Source organism: Roseicella frigidaeris (assembly GCF_003258945.1).
GTDB lineage: Bacteria > Pseudomonadota > Alphaproteobacteria > Acetobacterales > Acetobacteraceae > Paracraurococcus > Paracraurococcus frigidaeris.
On the sequence record NZ_QLIX01000024.1, the window covers coordinates 56102 to 73407 of the forward strand.

A 17306-nucleotide genomic window follows, 5' to 3' on the forward strand; every position below is an offset into this window, starting at 1 on the left:
TTCATGGCGCAGGCGGCCGTGCGGCGGCCGCCCTCAGGCGGCGAGCGCCGCGCGGATATGCCCGATCGCCTCCTCGATCATCGGCGCCGTGACGTCGAGATGCGTGCAGGCCCGCACCCGGCCGCCGAGGCCGCTGACCGCGACGCCGCGTTGCAGCAGCCGCGCCTGCAAGGCCTCCACCGTGCTGCCGGCGCCCTTGACGTCGAAGAAGACGAGGTTGGTGTCCGGCTCCTCCACGACGACGCCCGGGATCTGCGCCAGGCCGCGGGCGAGCGCCTTGGCATTGGCATGGTCCTCGGCCAGCCGGTCGACGTGATGGTCGAGGGCGTAGAGGCAGCCGGCGGCGCAGAGCCCGGCCTGGCGCATCGAGCCGCCGAGCCGCTGCTTCCAGCGCCAGGCGGCGCCGATGAACGCCGCCGAGCCGCAGAGCACGGCGCCGAGCGGCGCGCCGAGCCCCTTGGTGAAGTCGAGCCAGACGGAATCGAAGCCGGCCACCATGTCGCGGGGCGCGATGCCGGCGGCGACGCAGGCATTCATCAGCCGGGCGCCGTCCATATGCGTCGCCCAGCCCTGTTCGCGCGCGACCGCGACCAGCTCGTTGAGCTGGCGCAGAGGCCAGACCGCGCCGCCGCCGATATTGGCGGTCTGCTCCACCTCCAGCAGGCGCTGCGGCGGGGCGTAGCGGGTGCGCGGGCGGATGGCGGCGCGCAGCGTCTCGGCGGTGAACATGCCGCGCGGCCCCTGCAGCGGCATGATCTGCGCGCCGGTCAGCGCCGCATGGGTGCCGCCCTCGCTGTGCAGGATATGCGCCGTCTCATGCGCCAGGATCTCGTCGCCCTTCTGGCAATGGGTGAGGATGGCGACGACGTTGCACATGGTGCCGGAGGGCAGGAAGACCGCCGCCTCCTTGCCCATGAGCGCCGCCATGCGGTCGCAGAGCGCATGCACGGTCGGGTCGTCGCCATGCTGCTCGTCGCCGAGCTCGGCGCGCAGCATCGCCTCCTTCATCGCCGGCGTCGGGCGGGTCTGGGTGTCCGAATAGAGGTTGATGCGGACGGGCGGGCTGCCGGCGGGCGGGCGCGGGGGGGCATGGACCATGGCGGGGTTCCCTGATGCGGCGCGCAGGCTGCGGCCGCCCCGCCCCGCTGTCCACCCAGGCGACGCGGCGGCTCATGCTGCAATCGCAGCGGCGCCCATCCGGGCGCCCGCTATCAGCCCGGCAGGTCGAAATGCCGCGCCCAGGCGGCGGCGAGGCGCGGCCGGGTCGCCACCGCCCGCGCCAGGCCCTGGATGCCGGGGCAATGCGCCGGCATCCAGGCCTCGTTGCCCATCCAGCGGGACTGCACCGCAAGCGCGAGGTCGGCGAGCGAGAGGCGGTCGCCGAGGATGAAGGGGGCGGGCCGCGCCTCCGCCTCGATCAGGCGCCAGAACCCGCGCGCCATCGCCACCGCCGCCTCGCGGATCGAGTCCGGTGCGGCGCCGAAGCGCTCGGGGTAGTCGTAGCGGGTGACGCAGGGATAGAGCTCGCCCGCCGCCAGCATCATCCATCGGAGCGCGACGGCGCGCCGCGGATCGGCGCCCGGCGGCAGCAGCCCGGCCTCCGGGTGCCGCGCCTCGAGGGTGAGCAGGATGGCCGCGCTCTCCGTCACCACCGTGCCATCGGGCAGCAGCAGGGTGGGCAGCCGGCCCATCGGGTTGATGCGACGGTAGTCGGGGGCGAGCTGCCCCTCGCCTTCGATCGGCACGGGCCGGATCTCCGCCTCGGCGCCGATCTCGGCCAGGGCGAGCTCGACCATGGAGGAGCCGGAGCGGCGGTCGCCGTAGAGGATGTATCCCATGCGCCGAGCCTCGGCCGCCCCTCGCCGCCGCGTCCAACGCAAAGCGGTGATGGGTCGATCAGCCGGGCTGATGGCCGCGGGGCGCGGCGCGGTCAGGACTGCACCGGGCTCGCCGCCGCCGGCGGCGCCGAGGGCCGGCCATAGAGCTGCATGGCCCGGCGCTCGAAGGCGCGGACCATCAGCCGCACCGCCTCGTTGAAGACGGTGCCGATCACCGCCTGGAGCAGGCGCGAGCGGAACTCGAAATCGACGAAGAAATCCACCTCGGTCCAGGTGTCCGCCCCATGCGGGTGCGGGCGGAAGCGCCAGTGGTTGTTGAGGTAGCGGAAGGGGCCGTTCAGGTAGCGCACATGCACATGGTCCGGCCGCTCCAGCAGCACCTCGCTGCGGAAGGTCTCGCGGAACATCTTGAAGCCGATGGTCAGGTCGGCGATCAGCTCCCGCTCCTTGCGCGAGATGACGCGGGCGCCGACGCACCAGGGCAGGAATTCCGGATAGCGCCGCACATCGGCGACCATGTCGAAGAGCTGCTCCGGCGTGTAGCGGAGGATCTTCCTCTCGGCATGCGTCGGCATCAGGCGGCGGCCAGCCCCGCCTCCCGCGCGCTCCGCAGCCGTTCCTCCCGCGCGCTCCTCAGCCGATCCTCCCGCGCGCTTCTCAGCGCGACGAAGTCGCGGTCGGCATGGTAGCTGCTGCGGGTGAGCGGGGTCGCGGAGACCAGCAGGAAGCCCTTGCCGCGGGCCATCCGGGCGTAGTCCTCGAACTCCTCCGGCGTCACGAAGCGGTCGACCGCGGCGTGCTTGACCGTCGGCTGCAGGTACTGGCCGATGGTGAGGAAATCCACCTCCGCCGAGCGCAGGTCGTCCATCACCTGCAGCACCTCGATCCGCGCCTCGCCGAGGCCGACCATGAGACCGGACTTGGTGAAGATGGAGGGGTCCTGCTGCTTCACCCGATCGAGCAGGCGCAGCGAATGATAGTAGCGCGCGCCGGGCCGGATGGTGGGATAGAGCTTCGGCACCGTCTCCAGGTTGTGGTTGAAGACGTCCGGCCGGGCCTCGACCACCACCTCCAGCGCCCCCTCCTTGCGCAGGAAGTCGGGCGTCAGCACCTCGATCGTGGTGCCAGGCGCGGCGGCGCGGATGGCGCGGATGGTCTCGGCGAAATGCCGGGCCCCGCCATCGGCCAGGTCGTCGCGGTCGACGCTGGTGACCACCACATGCCGGAGGCCGAGCTTGGCCACCGCATCCGCCACCCGCCGCGGCTCGTCGGCATCGAGCGCCTTCGGCAGCCCGGTCGCCACGTTGCAGAAGGAGCAGGCGCGGGTGCAGGTTTCGCCCATGATCATCATGGTGGCGTGGCGCTGCGACCAGCACTCGCCGATATTCGGGCAGGCCGCCTCCTCGCAGACGGTGGTGAGGCGGTTGTCGCGCATCAGCGCCCGGGTCTCGTGATAGACGGGGCTGTTGGGCGCGCGCACCCGGATCCAGGCCGGCTTGCGCTGGATGGGGTTGTCCGGGCGATGGGCCTTCTCCGGGTGCCGGAGCCCCTCCGGACGGGCCGGCACGGCCTCCGCCGGCGCCTGCGGCGCCGCCCGGGTGGTCCTGTGGTCGATCTCGATGCGCGTGGCCATGCCGTCCCTGGTCCGGTCAGCTTTCGGGCGGCGCGGGCCGGGGGCGGGCGCGCCGCCCCCGGCCCGGCCACGCCGGTGCGGCTAGATGTGGATCACCCGGCCATAGGCATCAAGCACCGCCTCGTGCATCGCCTCGGAGATGGTCGGATGCGGGAAGACGGTCTCCATCAGCTCCACCTCCGTGGTTTCCATGGTCTTGGCGATGGTGTAGCCCTGGATCATCTCCGTCACCTCCGGCCCGGCCATATGGGCGCCGAGCAGCTCGCCGGTCTTGGCGTCGAAGACGGTCTTGATCATGCCCTCCGGCTCGCCCATGGCGATGGCCTTGCCGTTGCCGATGAAGGGGAAGCGGCCGATCTTCACCGCGTGCCCGGCCTTCTTCGCCGCCTCCTCGGTCAGGCCGACGCTCGCCACCTGCGGCCGGCAATAGGTGCAGCCGGGGATGTTGGTCACATCCATCACATGCGGATGCATCCCGGCGATGGCCTCGATGCAGATCACCCCCTCATGGCTCGCCTTGTGGGCGAGCCAGGGCGGGCCGGTGAGGTCGCCGATGGCATAGACCCCCGGCTCGCCGGTGCGGCCATAGGGGTCGGTCACCACATGGGTCCGCTCGACCTTCACCGCCGTGCCCTCGAGGCCGATATCCTCGACATTGCCGACGATGCCGACCGCCGAGATGACGCGGTCGGCGGTGATCTCCTGCACCTTGCCGCCGGCCTCGATCACCGCCGTGACCTCGTTCGCCCCCTTCCGCAGCCCCTGGATCTTGGCCCCGGTCAGGATCCGCATCTTCTGCTTCTCGAAGGCCTTGCGGACGAAGGCGCTGATCTCGGCATCCTCGACCGGCAGGATGCGGTCCAGCACCTCGACCAGCGTCACCTCGGCGCCGAGATTGAGGTAGAAGCTGGCGAATTCGGCGCCGATGGCGCCGCTGCCGATGACGATGAGGCGCTTCGGCATGATGTCCGGCACCATCGCCTCGCGATAGGTCCAGACCAGCTTGCCGTCCGGCTCGATCCCCGGCAGCACGCGGGCGCGGGCGCCGGTCGCCAGGATGACGTGCTTGGCCGCGAGATCGGCGACCGGCTTGCCGTCCTTGGCGACGGCGACGCGGCCCTTCCCGGCCAGCTTGCCGTGGCCGTCGAAGACCGTGACCTTGTTCTTGCGCATCAGGTGCTTGACGCCGCCCGAGAGCTGGTTGGCGACGGCCCGGCTGCGCTTGACGATCTTGCCGATGTCGAAGCGGATGTTGTCGGCCGCGAAGCCATAGGCATCCAGCGTGTGCAGCAGGTGGTTGATCTCGCTGCTGCGCAGCAGCGCCTTGGTCGGGATGCAGCCCCAGTTCAGGCAGATGCCGCCGAGATTCTCCCGCTCCACCACCGCGGTCTTCATGCCGAGCTGGGCGGCCCGGATGGCGGCGACATAGCCGCCGGGGCCGCCGCCGAGGACGACCACGTCGAAGGATTGCTCGGCCATGTCACCTCTCCTGGTCCTGTTGCCCGGCATCCGGGGCGGGGCCGGCCTCGGCCGCCAGGGCCTGCAGCGCCGCGCCGCCGAGGCGCTGCAGCGTCCAGCCCTCGCGCGGCAGGGCGCCGATCGATCGATAGAAGGCGATGGAGGGGGCGTTCCAGTCGAGCACCGACCACTCCATGCGGCTGCAGCCCTGCGCCAGGGCGCGGCCGGCGAGCGCGGCGAAGATCGCCCGCCCGATGCCGCGGCCGCGCTGCGCCGGCTCCACGAAGACATCCTCGACATAGAGCTTGGGGCGGCCGTCGAAGGTGGAGACGCTGTAGAACCAGAGGGCGAAGCCGACCGGCGCGCCCTCCCAGTCGGCGATCAGCGCCTCGGCCCGCGCCGGCGGATCGAAGAGCAGGCGGCGGATATCCGCCTCGCCGGCCCGCACCTCGTGCAGAAGCTTCTCGTACGCCGCCAGGGCGCGGATGAAGCGGAGGACGAGCGCCTCGTCCCCCGGCACCGCCGGCCGCAGGGCGAGGCCGCTCATGCCGGCGCCTCGTGGCACACGGCCTCCACGCGGTTGCCGGCCGGGTCGCGCAGGAAGGCGGCGTAGTAATGGGCGTGGTAGTGCGGCCGGAGGCCGGGCGCGCCGTCATCCGCCCCGCCGGCGGCCAGGCCGGCGCGCCAGAACCCGTCCACCGCCGCGCGGTCCGGCGCCTTGAAGCACCAGTGGCGCCCCTCCGCCGGCCCGGAGGCGGGGCCTGGCAGGACCGTCAGGTAGCTCCGCCGCGGATGCGCCGCGTCGCAGCGCTCGCCATAGCGCAGCGCGGTGCCGTCCTGCCCGACCATCGGGACGCCGAGCGCCGCCATCACCGCGTCGTAGAAGCGCGCGGCGAGGGCCAGGTCCGGCACCGTGATCGAGACGTGGTCGATCACAGCATCAGGCTCAGCGGGTCCTCGATCACGCCCTTCAGCGCCTGCAAGAACTCGGCGGCCAGCGCGCCGTCGATGACGCGGTGGTCGACCGAGAGGGTGCAGGTCATCACCGTCGCCACGGCGAGCTGCCCGCCCTTCACCACCGGCCGCTGCTCGCCGGCCGCGACCGCGAGGATGCCGGCCTGGGGCGGGTTGATGATGGCGCTGAAATCCTTCACGCCATACATGCCCATGTTCGAGATGGAGAAGCCGCCGCCCTGGAATTCCTCGGGCTTCAGCTTGTTCGCCTTGGCGCGGGAGGCGAGCTCCTTCATCTCGTTGCTGATCGTGGACAGGCCCTTCTGGTCGGCCTTGCGGATGATCGGCGTGATGAGGCCGGTCGGCGTCGAGACCGCGACCGAGATGTCGACATCCTCGAATTGGAGGATCGCCTCCTCGGTCCACATGGCGTTCACGGTGGGGAAGCGCCGCAGCACCGCCGCCACCGCCTTGATGACCATGTCGTTGACCGAGAGCTTGAAGGCGCCGGGCCCGTCCTTGGCCGATTTGCCGTTGAGGTCGGCGCGCAGCTTCAGCAGCGCGTCGATCTCGAAATCCATGCTGACGTAGAAATGCGGGATGGTCTGCTTCGCCTCCGACAGGCGGCGGGCGATGACCTTGCGGATGGTGCTGTTCGGCACCGCCTTGTGCGGCGCGGTGACGGTGGGCGGCGGCGCGGCCGGCTTCGGGGCGGGCGCGGCGGCGGGCTGCGGCGCCGGGGCCGCCGCCTGCGGCGCGGCCTTCGGCCCTCCTTGCGGCGCCCCCTGCGAGGTCGCCGCCGGGCCCTTGGCCAGCGCCGCCTCGATATCCGATTTCACGATCCGCCCGCCCGGCCCGCTGCCGCGCAGCGCGCCGAGATCGAGCCCGGCCTGCTGCGCCATGCGCCGCGCCAGGGGCGAGGCGAAGACGCGCTCGCCGGCGGCGGCCTGGTCGTGGCCATTGGGTTTCGGCGCCGGGCCCGAGGGCTGCGGCGCCGGCATCGCCACCGGCTGCTCCGCCGCGCCCGCGACCGTGCCGCCCGAGGCCTTGATGGCCTCGATCGCCGGCGCCTGGCTGGCCGACTGCGCCGGCTCCGGCGCCTCCGAGCCCTGCGGCGCCGGCGCCTTGCCCTCGGGCGCCTTGCCCTCGGGCGCCTTGGGCGCCGGCGCGTCGCCGACGCTCTCGCCCGGCTCGACCAGCACCGCGATCGGGTCGTTCACCTTCACGCCCTGGGTGCCGTCGCCGACCAGGATCTTGCCGAGGATGCCCTCGTCGACCGCCTCGACCTCCATGGTGGCCTTGTCGGTCTCGATCTCGGCGATGATGTCGCCGGACTTGACCTGGTCGCCTTCCTTCTTGAGCCAGCGCGCCAGCGTGCCCTCGGTCATGGTCGGCGAGAGCGCGGGCATCAGGATGTTGGTTGCCATCGGTCGTATCCCCGTCCTTGGGCCGGGCCCGAGGGCAGCGCCCGGCGGCGCCGCCACGGGCCCGGTCCGCTCCGCGCTACTTGTAGGTGACCCGCTTCACCGCCTCGATGATCTCGGGCTGCGTCGGCAGCGCCAGCTTCTCGAGGTTGGCGGCATAGGGCATCGGCACGTCCTTGCCGCAGACCCGCACCGGCGGCGCGTCCAGCCAGTCGAAGGCGGCCTCGATCACCTGCATCGCCACCTCGGTGCCGATATTGGCGTAGGGCCAGCCCTCCTCCACGGTGACGAGGCGGTTGGTCTTCTTCACCGAGGCAGCGATGGTCTCGGCATCGAGCGGGCGGATGGAGCGGAGGTTGATCACCTCGGCCTCGATCCCGTCCTTCGCCAGCGCCTCGGCCGCCTGCATCGCCCAGGTGACGGCGATGGAATAGGCGACGATGGTCACGTCCTTGCCCGGCCGCTCCACCTTCGCCTTGCCGATCGGGACGATGAAGTCCTCCGAGGTCGGGCATTCGAAGCTGTGGCCGTAGAGGATCTCGTTCTCCAGCACGATCACCGGGTTCGGGTCGCGGATCGCGGCCCGCAGCAACCCCTTGGCGTCGGCCGAGGACCAGGGCGCCACCACCTTCAGTCCCGGCACATGCGCGTACCAGCTCGCATAGCACTGGCTGTGCTGGGCGGCGACGCGCGCCGCGGCGCCGTTCGGGCCGCGGAAGACGATCGGGCAGCCGAGCTGGCCGCCGCTCATGTACAGCGTCTTGGCGGCGCTGTTGATGATCTGGTCGATCGCCTGCATGGAGAAGTTGAAGGTCATGAACTCGACGATCGGCCGGAGCCCGGTCATCGCCGCGCCCACCGCCATGCCGGTGAAGCCGTGCTCGGTGATGGGCGTGTCGATCACCCGGCGCGGGCCGAATTCGTCGAGCAGCCCCTGCGAGATCTTGTAGGCGCCCTGGTACTGGGCGACCTCTTCGCCCATCAGGAAGACGTCCTTGTCGCGCCGCATCTCGAGCGCCATGGCGTCGCGCAGCGCCTCGCGCACCGTGATCGGCTTGGTCGGGCCCCAATCCTTCTCGGGTGCCGCGGCGGCCTCGCCAGACGCTCTGCCCCCTTGGGCGGCACCCTCGCCGCGCCGCGCCCCGCGCTCGGCGACCGCGGCATTGTCCTCGGCCTGCTTCGCCACCTCGCCCACTGTGTGGCTGGCAGCCGCCGGCGGCGCCGGCTGCTGCGGCGCGGCCGTGTCCTGGCCGGGCGCCGCGCCCTGCGAGACGGCCTCGCCGCCGCCGTCGAGCTCGGCGATCGGGCTGTTCACCGAGACGCCCTCGGTGCCCTCGGGCACCAGGATCTTCGTGAGCTTGCCCTCGTCCACGGCCTCCACTTCCATGGTGGCCTTGTCGGTCTCGATCTCGGCGATCACGTCGCCGGACTTGACCTCGTCGCCCTCCTTCTTCAGCCACCGGGAGAGCTTGCCCTCCGTCATGGTGGGGGAGAGCGCCGGCATCAGGATCTGCACGCCCATCTCAGCGGGCCTCCACCGCGGGGGATTCCACCAGCACGTCGGTCCAGAGCTCGCTTTCCTCGGGCTCCGGGCTCTTCTGCGCGAAATCGGCGGCTTCCTGGACGACGGACTTCACCTCGTCGTCGATCTTCTTCAGCTCCGCCTCGGAGACGTCCTGCTCCAGCAGCATCTTGCGCGCCGTCTCGATCGGGTCGGACTGCTCGCGCATCTTCTGCACCTCCTCCCGCGTGCGGTACTTCGCCGGGTCGGACATGGAGTGGCCGCGATAGCGGTAGGTCTTCATCTCGAGCAGGTAGGGCCCCTTGCCCTCGCGGCAGTGGGCGACGGCGCGCTCGCCGGCCTCCTTCACCGCGGTGACGTCCATGCCGTTCACCTGCTCGCCCGGGATGCCCCAGGCGGCGCCGTTCTTCGAGAGGTCGTGCGAGGCGCTGGCGCGCTCCACGCTCGTGCCCATGCCGTACTTGTTGTTCTCGATGATGTAGACGACCGGCAGCTTCATCAGGGCGGCGAGGTTGAAGCTCTCATAGACCTGGCCCTGGTTCGAGGCGCCCTCGCCGAAATAGGTCAGGCTGACGTTGCGGCTCTCGCGGTACCAGTTGGAGAAGGCGAGGCCGGTGCCGAGCGAGACCTGCGCGCCGACGATGCCATGGCCGCCATAGAAGCCCTTCTCGCGGCTGAACATGTGCATCGAGCCGCCCTTGCCGTGCGAATAGCCGCCCGAGCGGCCGGTCAGCTCGGCCATCACGCCCCGCGCCTCCATGCCGGTGGCCAGCATGTGCCCGTGATCGCGGTAGGAGGTGATGACCTCGTCGCCCGGCTCGAGGCAGGCCTGCATGCCGACCACGACCGCTTCCTGGCCGATATAGAGGTGGCAGAAGCCGCCGATCAGGCCCATGCCGTAGAGTTGGCCCGCCTTCTCCTCGAAGCGCCGGATCAGCAGCATGTCGTGGTAGGCCTGGAGAAGCTGGTCCCGCGTCATCGACGACTCCTTCGCCGACCGCGTGCGGCGCTTGGCGCCAGCGGTGTCCGCTGCCTGGGCCATGGGCGGCTCCCTCTCGTCTCCTGTTGCCGTGATCTACGCGGCCGGCCGCGCTCCGACAAGCGACGCTCCGCGAAAAAGCCTCGATGTTGCAATGCAATACACCGCTTAACCGGGTTTTGGTTAATGGTCCGATCGGCCATATCGGCGTCGCCATGAACGCAATTGCGGCAGGGGCGGAAACCGCGCAACAAGCCCGAAGTTGCTCGCGCTGCCGGCGGCGCTTGCCGGCGCCAAAGGCCAAGCGGCCCGGCTCACGGCATCGTTAGGCAAAGCGGGCCCGCGGCCGGGCCCGCAGGGGCCCGGCCGGGCGCGTCCGCCGCGTCGCGGCGGGGAACCCGCTATCGGATGCTATTGGAAGAGGCGCTTGCCCGGCTCGTAGGGGATGACGATCTCGTCCTTGCCGACGAGGTTCAGCAGGGTGCGCGCCCGCTCATCGAGCTGGTCGCGGTCGATGCGGTCGCCGCGCAACCCGTCGACCCGCCGTTCCATCGCATCCCGCTCGGCTTCCGCCCGGGCCAGCGCGGTCTGCGCCAGGGCGATGTCGGCGAGCTTCTGCTCGCGCGCCACCATGCCGAAATCGCCCTGCTGGGCGTTCCAGACGAAATAGCCGCAGAGCGCCGCGAAGGCGACCGGCAGCATGGCATCACGGACCCGGCGCTTCAGGGCGCGGCCAAAGGACATGTCCGGTACTTTCCCCTCTGCCCCGCCGGCGCGGCGCGCGGGGTGCCCCACGCAGGACGCGGATCGGCTGGCCATCGCTGCCATGGCCCGGCGGCCGGCCCATCCCCCGGCCCGGCGCCTGGCCGCGCCGCAATCCTATGCCAAGCCGCGACGAACTGGAAGTTTCCCGCGCACCCCGCCGGCTCGCCGGATGCGATCCGCCGACGGGGCCCGGCCGTCAGCGCCGCAGGATGGTCCGCCCTGCATAGCGGGCGGCGGTGCCGAGCTGCTGCTCGATGCGGATGAGCTGGTTGTACTTGGCCAGCCGGTCGGAGCGCGAGAGCGAGCCGGTCTTGATCTGCCCGCTGTTGCAGGCGACGGCGAGGTCGGCGATGGTCGCGTCCTCGGTCTCGCCGGAGCGGTGGCTCATCACCGTCGTGTAGCCGGCCCGGTGGGCGATCTCGACCGCGTCCAGCGTCTCGGTCAGGCTGCCGATCTGGTTGACCTTGACCAGGATGGAGTTCGCCGTCTTGGCCGCGATGCCGCGGCGCAGGCGCTCCGGGTTGGTCACGAAGAGGTCGTCGCCGACGAGCTGCACCTTGCCGCCGAGCCGCTCGGTCAGCAGCGCCCAGCCCTCCCAGTCATCCTCGGCGCAGCCATCCTCGATGGAGACGATGGGGAATTTGCCGCAGAGCCCGGCCAGGTAGTCCACCATCCCGGCGGCGTCGAGCTTCTTCCCCTCGCCCTCCATGTCGTAGACGCCGGCCTTGAAGAACTCGGTCGAGGCGCAGTCGAGGGCGAAGACCACCTCCTCGCCGACCCGGTGGCCGGCCGCCTCGCAGGCCTTAGCGATGAAGCCGAGCGCCTCCTCGGCCGATTTCAGGTTCGGGGCGAAGCCGCCCTCGTCGCCGACATTGGTGTTGTGGCCGGCGTCGTGCAGCGCCTTCTTCAGCGCGTGGAAGACCTCGGCGCCGATCCGCACGCCATCGGCCAGCGTGCCGGCGCCGACCGGCATGACCATGAATTCCTGGATGTCGATCGGGTTGTCCGCATGCTGGCCGCCATTGATGATGTTCATCATCGGCACCGGCAGGGTGCGGGCGAAGACGCCGCCGACATAGCGGTAGAGCGGCAGGCCGAGATCCTCGGCCGCCGCCTTCGCCACCGCCAGCGACACGGCGAGGATGGCGTTGGCGCCCAGCCGCCCCTTGTTCGGCGTGCCGTCGAGCTCGATCATGGTCTCGTCGATGCGGACCTGCTCGGTCGGGTCCATGCCGGACAGGGCGTCGAAGATCTCGCCCTCGACATTCGCCACCGCCTTCAGCACGCCCTTGCCGCCGAAGCGGGACTTGTCGCCGTCGCGCAGCTCGACCGCCTCATGCGCGCCGGTCGAGGCCCCCGAGGGCACGATGGCGCGGCCGACGGCGCCGCTGTCCAGCACGACCTCCGCCTCGATCGTCGGGTTGCCCCGGCTGTCGAGAACCTCGCGGGCGATGATGTCGACGATGGCGGACATGCGCGTCTCCGGTGGGCCTGGAACAGGTCCCGATCGGGTGGGCGCACCTGATCGGGTGACGATGCTCTGAAAGCAGAAGGCCAGGGCATGGGCCGCGCACCGGGGCGGGCGGCACATGCGCCAGGGTGCCCGGCCATAAGACGGGTCGGCGGGCGGGGCAAGGGGCAGCGGGCGGGAGGGGGCGCGGTTTCTCCGGCCTGGGGCCGGTCACGGCCCGCCGCCCGCATCGCCGCCGGCCACCCCGCCGCCACCGGTGCCGCCGCCGCCATCCGGGCCGGCCGGCAGCGGCGCCGCAGTGCCGTCGGCAGCCCTCTCCGGCGGCGGGTCGGGCTGGCGCAGGGCGAGGCCGGCAGTCAGGGCCAGGATCGCCGCGAAGCCCCAGGCCGGATCGACCGGCAGCCGGCCGAGCGCGGCCAGCACCGAGCCGAGCGCCAGGGCGAGGCCGCCGCAGAGCAGCAGCGCCCAGCCCAGACGCCGCCGCATCTCAGACCGAGCGCAGGACGGCTTCACCGTCCTGCGCCCTCAAGCGCCGGGCGCAAACCGCCGGTTTGCCTCGGCCTTCGCGGCATAAGCCGCGGCGCCCATCCGAGCGCCCGGCCCTGCGGGCCGCAGGTCGGAATGTCGGGCGCCGGGTAGCAGACCGCCCCCGAAACCGCCGCGCGGCGTGGCAGGGGCCCCGGGGGGTCCCCTCCGGCCCAGGGGGCGTCACAGCCGGCCGCGGCGACGCCGCCGCAGGGCAACGGGCAGCGAGGGGTGCGACGGGCGCTCTCAATCGCGCCGCGACGCCTCGGCCATGACGCCGAGCCGCGCGACCGCGGCCTCGAAGGCGGCCACCCGCGCCTCGGCATCGGCGCCGCGGCCCGCGAGCGCGGCCTGCGCCGCCTCGAGGCTCGCCACCACCTCGACGAGGGCCGCGAAGCTGCCCTGGGCGGGGTCGTCGTCGCGCAGCGCCGCCACGCCGCGATAGATCGTGTAGCGCTCGGCCACGCCCAGCCGGCGGTCGGCGGCGACCGCGCCGAGGAAGCGGGTCTGCAGCGCGTCCAGCCCCTCGCGCCGGGCCCGCAGGGCGCCGCGGGTGCCCTGGCCGGTCTCGGCCCCGATCACCGCCCGCAGCAGCGCGGCGATGGCCGCGACATGCGGCGTCGCCTCGGCGACCATGGCATCGGGGCTGGCGCCGCGGCCAGCGGCGGCGAAGCGGTCCGGCAGCTCGGAGAGGGCGGCGATGGCGGCGATGCCGGCCTGGCGCACCGGCGCCGGCACGACGGTGCCGCTGGCCTGCTGCACCGCCGCCACCCCGTCCTCCGCCGCCCGCGCCAGCAGGGCGCCGCTCGGCCCGGAGCGCGGCTCGACGGCATCGCCGGCCGCGAGCTGGGCCAGGCCGTGGCCGTAATCGCCGAGCGCGGTGAAGGCGGGCATGAGCACCCGGCCGGCGGCCTCGGCGGCGCCGGCGAGCGGCGGGTGGAGGCGCGGCGGCCCGGATCTGTGGCCGCCCTCGGCGAAGGCGACCGCCGCCTCCTCGCGGAGGACCATGCGCTCGAACTCGTCCATGCGGCCGACCAGCGCATCCGCGCTCGGATCGGCCGTCTCCAGCGCGGTGCCGAAGCGCAAGGCGAGCGGCGCCGGCGGCGCCTGCTCGCCCCGGCCGGCGCAGCCCATGGCGAGCAGGGGCAGGAGAAGGACCAGGGCGCGACGCGGAACCATGCGGGACTTGCCTCCAGGAAGGCCGGCAGTGACGCCGCCCGGGGCGGCGGCGTCAAGCTAAGGCGCTGTCATCTTCGCTGGCCGGCCACCCGCGCGGGCGGCCGGGTCAGACCAGCCGCGCCTGGCGCACCGCCGCGCCGATGAAGCCGCGGAAGAGCGGATGCGGGTCGAAGGGCTTGCTGCGCAGCTCCGGATGGTACTGCACGCCGATGAACCAGGGATGGTCGGGATATTCGACGATCTCCGGCAGCGCCCCGTCCGGCGACAGGCCGGAGAAGCGCAGCCCCGCCTCCTCCAACTGGTCCTTGTAGTTGACGTTGACCTCGTAGCGGTGGCGGTGGCGCTCGGTGATCTCGCTGGCGCCGCCATAGACCTTCTGCACCAGCGAGCCCTCGGCCAGCCGCGCGACATAGGAGCCGAGCCGCATGGTGCCGCCGAGATCGCCCTGGGAGGAGCGGCGCTCGAGCGCGTTGCCGCGCAGCCATTCCGTCATCAGCCCGACCACCGGATGCTCGCAGGGGCCGAATTCGGTGGAGGAGGCGCCCTTGAGCCCGACCAGGTTCCGCGCCGCCTCGATCACCGCCATCTGCATGCCGAAGCAGATGCCGAAGAAGGGCACCCGCCGCTCGCGGGCGAAGCGCACCGCCTCCAGCTTGCCGGGCGTGCCGCGCTCGCCGAAGCCGCCGGGCACCAGGATGCCGCTCATGCCCTCGAGCCGCGCCACCGCCTCGGCGTCGCGCTCGAAGACCTCGGAGTCCACCCAGTCGAGCTTCACCCGGACATTGTGGGCGATGCCGCCATGCGTCAGCGCCTCGGCCAGGGATTTATAGCTGTCGAGCAGGTTGGTGTACTTGCCGACGACGGCGATGGTGACCTCGCCCTCGGGCTGCGTCACCGCCTGGACGATGTTCTGCCAGCGGCCCATGTCGGGCTCGCCATAGGCCGAGAGGCCGAAATGCCGCAGCACCTCCTGGTCCATGCCCTCGGCATGATACTGGATGGGCACGCCGTAGATGGTGCTGGCGTCGAGGGCCGGGATCACGCTCTCCGGCCGGACGTTGCAGAAGAGGGCGATCTTGCGCCGCTCATTCTCCGGGATCGGCCGGTCGCAGCGGCAGAGCAGGATCTGCGGCTGGATGCCGAGGCCGAGCAGCTCCTTCACCGAATGCTGGGTCGGCTTGGTCTTCAGCTCGCCGGCCGAGGGGATGTAGGGCAGCAGGGTCAGGTGGACGAAGAGGCTGCGCTGCGGCCCCATCTCGTTGGCGAGTTGCCGGATCGCCTCCAGGAAGGGCAGCGACTCGATGTCGCCGACCGTGCCGCCGACCTCGACCAGGACGAAGTCGTAGCCGTCGGTCTCGGCCTGGACGACTTCCTTGATCTTGTCGGTGATGTGCGGAATGACCTGGACGGTGCCGCCGAGATAGTCGCCGCGCCGCTCGGCGGCGATGACGTCGGAATAGATCCGCCCCGTCGTCCAGTTGTCGGCCTTCGTGGCATGCACGCCGGTGAAGCGCTCATAATGCCCGAGGTCGAGATCGGTCTCCGCCCCGTCATCGGTAACGAAGACCTCGCCGTGCTGATACGGGCTCATCGTGCCCGGATCGACGTTGAGATAGGGGTCGAGCTTGCGTAGCCGGACCTTGTAGCCGCGTGCCTGCAGCAACGCCCCGAGAGACGCCGCCGCGATGCCCTTGCCCAGGGAGGAGACCACGCCGCCGGTGATGAATACGAACCGCGCCATGGACGGCCCCCTTAGCGCCTGCGGCGCGGCGCGGCTAGCCGCGCATGACAGGGCGGCCATGCATTCGCCGCCATTGTGGCCGCGCCGCCGCCAGGGCGGGCGCGGTGGGGCCGGTGCCGGCCCGCCGGCTCAGTTGGTCGGCACCGCCGGGCCGGGCGCGGGGGCCGGCGCGACCGGCGCCGCGGCCGGCGGCGGCGCGTCGAGGATCGAGCGCGGCGCGCCGGTGCCGCGGCCGAGCAGCGCCAGCGTCAGCGACAGCACGAAGAAGGCGGTGCCGAGGATGGCGGTGGTGCGGGTCAGCAGGTTGGCGGTGCCGCGGCCGGTCATGAAGCCGCCCATGCCCTGGGAGGAGCCGATGCCCAGCCCCCCACCCTCGCTGCGCTGCAGCAGCACCACCCCGATCAGGGCCAGGGTGACGAAGAGATGGATGATGAGGAGGACGGTGGCCATGGGCTCCGACGGGGTCCGGGAGGCGAGGCTGCGCCTTCTACAGGCTGGGAGCGCCGGATGCCACCCTTGGCCGCGCCGGGGGCGGCCCGGTCGGCCTCACGCTGGCCTCACGCGTCCGGCCGGGCCGGCTCCAGCCCGGCCGCGCGCGCCGCCTCGGCCAGGTCGTGGCTGGCGAGGTTCTTCGCCTTGGCCTCCACCTCGAGGTCCATCCCGGCGAGATGGCCGAGCGCCCAGGCATTCACCGCCCGGTTCCACATCCGGTCGGAATGCCGCCGCAACGCCCGCGCCGGGACGCCGGCGGCGAGCAGCGCCTGGTAGTCGGGCAGCCTGTCCGGGTCGAGCCCGCCGGGCAGCAGGTCCTCCCGCGGGGCGCTCAGATGGCCGATTGGGCGGGTGCCGCGCCAGCTTGCCCGCACCGGGGCGAGGCGGTCATCCGCGGGGTCGATATGGCTGCCGCCGGTGAAGCACCAATGATGGTGCAGGTCGAAGACGATCGGCAGGGTCCCGGCCAGCGGCAGCAGGTCGTCGAGCCCATAGGCGATCTCGTCGTTCTCGACCGTCAGCAGCCCCTGCGTCTCCGCGCTGAGACGGGCAAAGCCGCGGCGGAAGCCGGCGAGGCCGGGGCCGCGGGCGCCGCCATGGATGTTGATATGCGCCCCCTCCCGGTGCCAGCCGCCGGCGAGGCCGAGCCAGCGCATGATCTCGGTGTGGTAGTCGAGATCGGCGATGCTGTTCTCGAGCGCCCGCGGGTTGTCGGTGGCGAGCAGGCAGAACTGGCCGGGATGCATCGACAGCCGGATGCCGGCGGCGCGCGCCCGGGCGCCGATGGCGCCGAGGCCCGTCTCCGCCGCCTCGCGCAGCGCCGGCTCGGCATAGATCGGCCGGGCGACGGGATGGGTGTAGACCGGCAGCAGGCTGCTGATGATGCGCAGGCACCGCTCCAGCGGCGGGGCGGCGGCCACCTCCTCCACCTGCGCCGCCAGGGCCGCGAGATTGCCCTGCACCAGGCCGAGGAGCTTCGCCGTCGCCGCGGCGGGCGGGAGCCGCGAGAGGGCGGCGACGGTGGTGTCGCGCTGGTTCAGCGCCGCCGCCGGCCGGTCATCCCCCGGCGGGGGCACCCATTTGCAGCACCAGCCGATTCGCATGCGGGCGGAACGCGCCTGGCGAGGGCGGGTTCGGGCGGGGCTCGCCGCCCGCATCTTCGCCCGGCGCGGCACGTTCCCCCGGAAACATCCCCCGGGGCTTGATCCCTTGGGGCTTGATCCCTCCTGATTACCCAGCAACCTCCGCGGTCAGGAAGGAGCGCAGAGGGGTCGGGTGTTGGCCGAGAGCAGTTCTGGCGAGCCGCGGCAGGATCTCGGCGAGGT

17 protein-coding genes are annotated in these 17306 nt (G+C 72.1%); all 17 read right to left on the reverse strand.

Annotation, left to right across the window (positions count from 1 at the left end):
- Positions 1-33 precede the first annotated feature (33 nt).
- Entirely contained in the window at positions 34-1098 is a 1065-nt protein-coding gene (locus DOO78_RS21945) for a threonine aldolase family protein (RefSeq protein ID WP_111472018.1), read from the reverse strand.
- A 113-nt stretch (positions 1099-1211) separates the two neighbouring features.
- Positions 1212-1838, reverse strand: a complete 627-nt coding sequence (locus DOO78_RS21950; protein ID WP_111472019.1) for a glutathione S-transferase family protein — start codon at positions 1836-1838, stop codon at positions 1212-1214.
- Between the two features lie 92 nt (positions 1839-1930).
- A complete protein-coding gene (locus tag DOO78_RS21955) occupies positions 1931-2413 on the reverse strand; it encodes a type II toxin-antitoxin system RatA family toxin (protein WP_111472020.1) in 483 nt (160 codons plus the stop codon).
- Complete coding sequence (lipA, locus tag DOO78_RS21960; protein ID WP_111472021.1) at positions 2413-3471, reverse strand: lipoyl synthase; 1059 nt, start codon at positions 3469-3471, stop codon at positions 2413-2415. Before lipA ends, DOO78_RS21955 begins: the two co-directional genes overlap by 1 nt.
- A gap of 81 nt (positions 3472-3552) precedes the next feature.
- On the reverse strand, positions 3553-4950 hold the full coding sequence (gene lpdA, locus DOO78_RS21965) for a dihydrolipoyl dehydrogenase (protein ID WP_111472022.1): 1398 nt from the start codon (positions 4948-4950) through the stop codon (positions 3553-3555).
- Between the two features lies 1 nt (position 4951).
- Positions 4952-5476 (reverse strand): GNAT family N-acetyltransferase, encoded by a 525-nt coding sequence (locus DOO78_RS21970; RefSeq protein ID WP_111472023.1) that lies wholly within the window; start codon positions 5474-5476, stop codon positions 4952-4954.
- Complete coding sequence (locus tag DOO78_RS21975) at positions 5473-5865, reverse strand: VOC family protein (RefSeq protein ID WP_111472024.1); 393 nt, start codon at positions 5863-5865, stop codon at positions 5473-5475. The genes DOO78_RS21970 and DOO78_RS21975 overlap by 4 nt, the downstream gene beginning before the upstream one ends.
- The gene (locus DOO78_RS21980) at positions 5862-7310 is read right to left on the reverse strand and encodes a pyruvate dehydrogenase complex dihydrolipoamide acetyltransferase (protein WP_111472025.1); all 1449 of its coding nucleotides are present in this window, start codon (positions 7308-7310) and stop codon (positions 5862-5864) included. The genes DOO78_RS21975 and DOO78_RS21980 overlap by 4 nt, the downstream gene beginning before the upstream one ends.
- Positions 7311-7386: 76 nt before the next feature.
- Entirely contained in the window at positions 7387-8829 is a 1443-nt protein-coding gene (locus DOO78_RS21985) for a pyruvate dehydrogenase complex E1 component subunit beta (RefSeq protein ID WP_111472026.1), read from the reverse strand.
- Position 8830: 1 nt separating this feature from the next.
- Complete coding sequence (gene pdhA / locus DOO78_RS21990; protein WP_207803010.1) at positions 8831-9808, reverse strand: pyruvate dehydrogenase (acetyl-transferring) E1 component subunit alpha; 978 nt, start codon at positions 9806-9808, stop codon at positions 8831-8833.
- A gap of 411 nt (positions 9809-10219) precedes the next feature.
- Entirely contained in the window at positions 10220-10552 is a 333-nt protein-coding gene (locus DOO78_RS21995; protein WP_111472028.1) for an FtsB family cell division protein, read from the reverse strand.
- A gap of 217 nt (positions 10553-10769) precedes the next feature.
- Positions 10770-12047, reverse strand: a complete 1278-nt coding sequence (gene eno / locus DOO78_RS22000) for a phosphopyruvate hydratase (protein WP_111472029.1) — start codon at positions 12045-12047, stop codon at positions 10770-10772.
- 207 nt (positions 12048-12254) lie between these two features.
- Entirely contained in the window at positions 12255-12530 is a 276-nt protein-coding gene (locus tag DOO78_RS22005; protein WP_111472030.1) for a hypothetical protein, read from the reverse strand.
- Between the two features lie 285 nt (positions 12531-12815).
- Positions 12816-13748 carry a hypothetical protein gene (locus tag DOO78_RS22010; RefSeq protein ID WP_111472031.1) on the reverse strand — a complete coding sequence of 311 codons (933 nt, stop codon included), beginning with the start codon at positions 13746-13748 and terminating at the stop codon, positions 12816-12818.
- Between the two features lie 106 nt (positions 13749-13854).
- On the reverse strand, positions 13855-15489 hold the full coding sequence (locus DOO78_RS22015) for a CTP synthase (RefSeq protein WP_111472032.1): 1635 nt from the start codon (positions 15487-15489) through the stop codon (positions 13855-13857).
- Positions 15490-15618: 129 nt separating this feature from the next.
- Positions 15619-15939, reverse strand: coding sequence for a preprotein translocase subunit SecG (gene secG / locus DOO78_RS22020; protein ID WP_111472033.1), 321 nt, complete (start codon positions 15937-15939; stop codon positions 15619-15621).
- Between the two features lie 107 nt (positions 15940-16046).
- Positions 16047-17084, reverse strand: a complete 1038-nt coding sequence (locus DOO78_RS22025) for an apurinic/apyrimidinic endonuclease family protein (protein WP_243634727.1) — start codon at positions 17082-17084, stop codon at positions 16047-16049.
- Positions 17085-17306 lie beyond the last annotated feature (222 nt).

What these genes read in the sequence shown, in the direction of transcription:
- pdhA (WP_207803010.1), bottom strand. Translation starts at nt 9,808, where the DNA reads ATGACGCGGGACCAGCTTCTCCAGGCCTACCACGACATGCTGCTGATC.
- DOO78_RS21980 (WP_111472025.1), bottom strand. Translation starts at nt 7,310, where the DNA reads ATGGCAACCAACATCCTGATGCCCGCGCTCTCGCCGACCATGACCGAG.
- lipA (WP_111472021.1), bottom strand. Translation starts at nt 3,471, where the DNA reads ATGGCCACGCGCATCGAGATCGACCACAGGACCACCCGGGCGGCGCCG.
- DOO78_RS22015 (WP_111472032.1), bottom strand. Translation starts at nt 15,489, where the DNA reads ATGGCGCGGTTCGTATTCATCACCGGCGGCGTGGTCTCCTCCCTGGGC.
- lpdA (WP_111472022.1), bottom strand. Translation starts at nt 4,950, where the DNA reads ATGGCCGAGCAATCCTTCGACGTGGTCGTCCTCGGCGGCGGCCCCGGC.
- DOO78_RS22005 (WP_111472030.1), bottom strand. Translation starts at nt 12,530, where the DNA reads ATGCGGCGGCGTCTGGGCTGGGCGCTGCTGCTCTGCGGCGGCCTCGCC.
- DOO78_RS21970 (WP_111472023.1), bottom strand. Translation starts at nt 5,476, where the DNA reads ATGAGCGGCCTCGCCCTGCGGCCGGCGGTGCCGGGGGACGAGGCGCTC.
- DOO78_RS21955 (WP_111472020.1), bottom strand. Translation starts at nt 2,413, where the DNA reads ATGCCGACGCATGCCGAGAGGAAGATCCTCCGCTACACGCCGGAGCAG.
- DOO78_RS21995 (WP_111472028.1), bottom strand. Translation starts at nt 10,552, where the DNA reads ATGTCCTTTGGCCGCGCCCTGAAGCGCCGGGTCCGTGATGCCATGCTG.
- DOO78_RS22010 (WP_111472031.1), bottom strand. Translation starts at nt 13,748, where the DNA reads ATGGTTCCGCGTCGCGCCCTGGTCCTTCTCCTGCCCCTGCTCGCCATG.
- DOO78_RS21945 (WP_111472018.1), bottom strand. Translation starts at nt 1,098, where the DNA reads ATGGTCCATGCCCCCCCGCGCCCGCCCGCCGGCAGCCCGCCCGTCCGC.
- DOO78_RS22025 (WP_243634727.1), bottom strand. Translation starts at nt 17,084, where the DNA reads ATGCGAATCGGCTGGTGCTGCAAATGGGTGCCCCCGCCGGGGGATGAC.
- DOO78_RS21985 (WP_111472026.1), bottom strand. Translation starts at nt 8,829, where the DNA reads ATGGGCGTGCAGATCCTGATGCCGGCGCTCTCCCCCACCATGACGGAG.
- secG (WP_111472033.1), bottom strand. Translation starts at nt 15,939, where the DNA reads ATGGCCACCGTCCTCCTCATCATCCATCTCTTCGTCACCCTGGCCCTG.
- DOO78_RS21950 (WP_111472019.1), bottom strand. Translation starts at nt 1,838, where the DNA reads ATGGGATACATCCTCTACGGCGACCGCCGCTCCGGCTCCTCCATGGTC.
- eno (WP_111472029.1), bottom strand. Translation starts at nt 12,047, where the DNA reads ATGTCCGCCATCGTCGACATCATCGCCCGCGAGGTTCTCGACAGCCGG.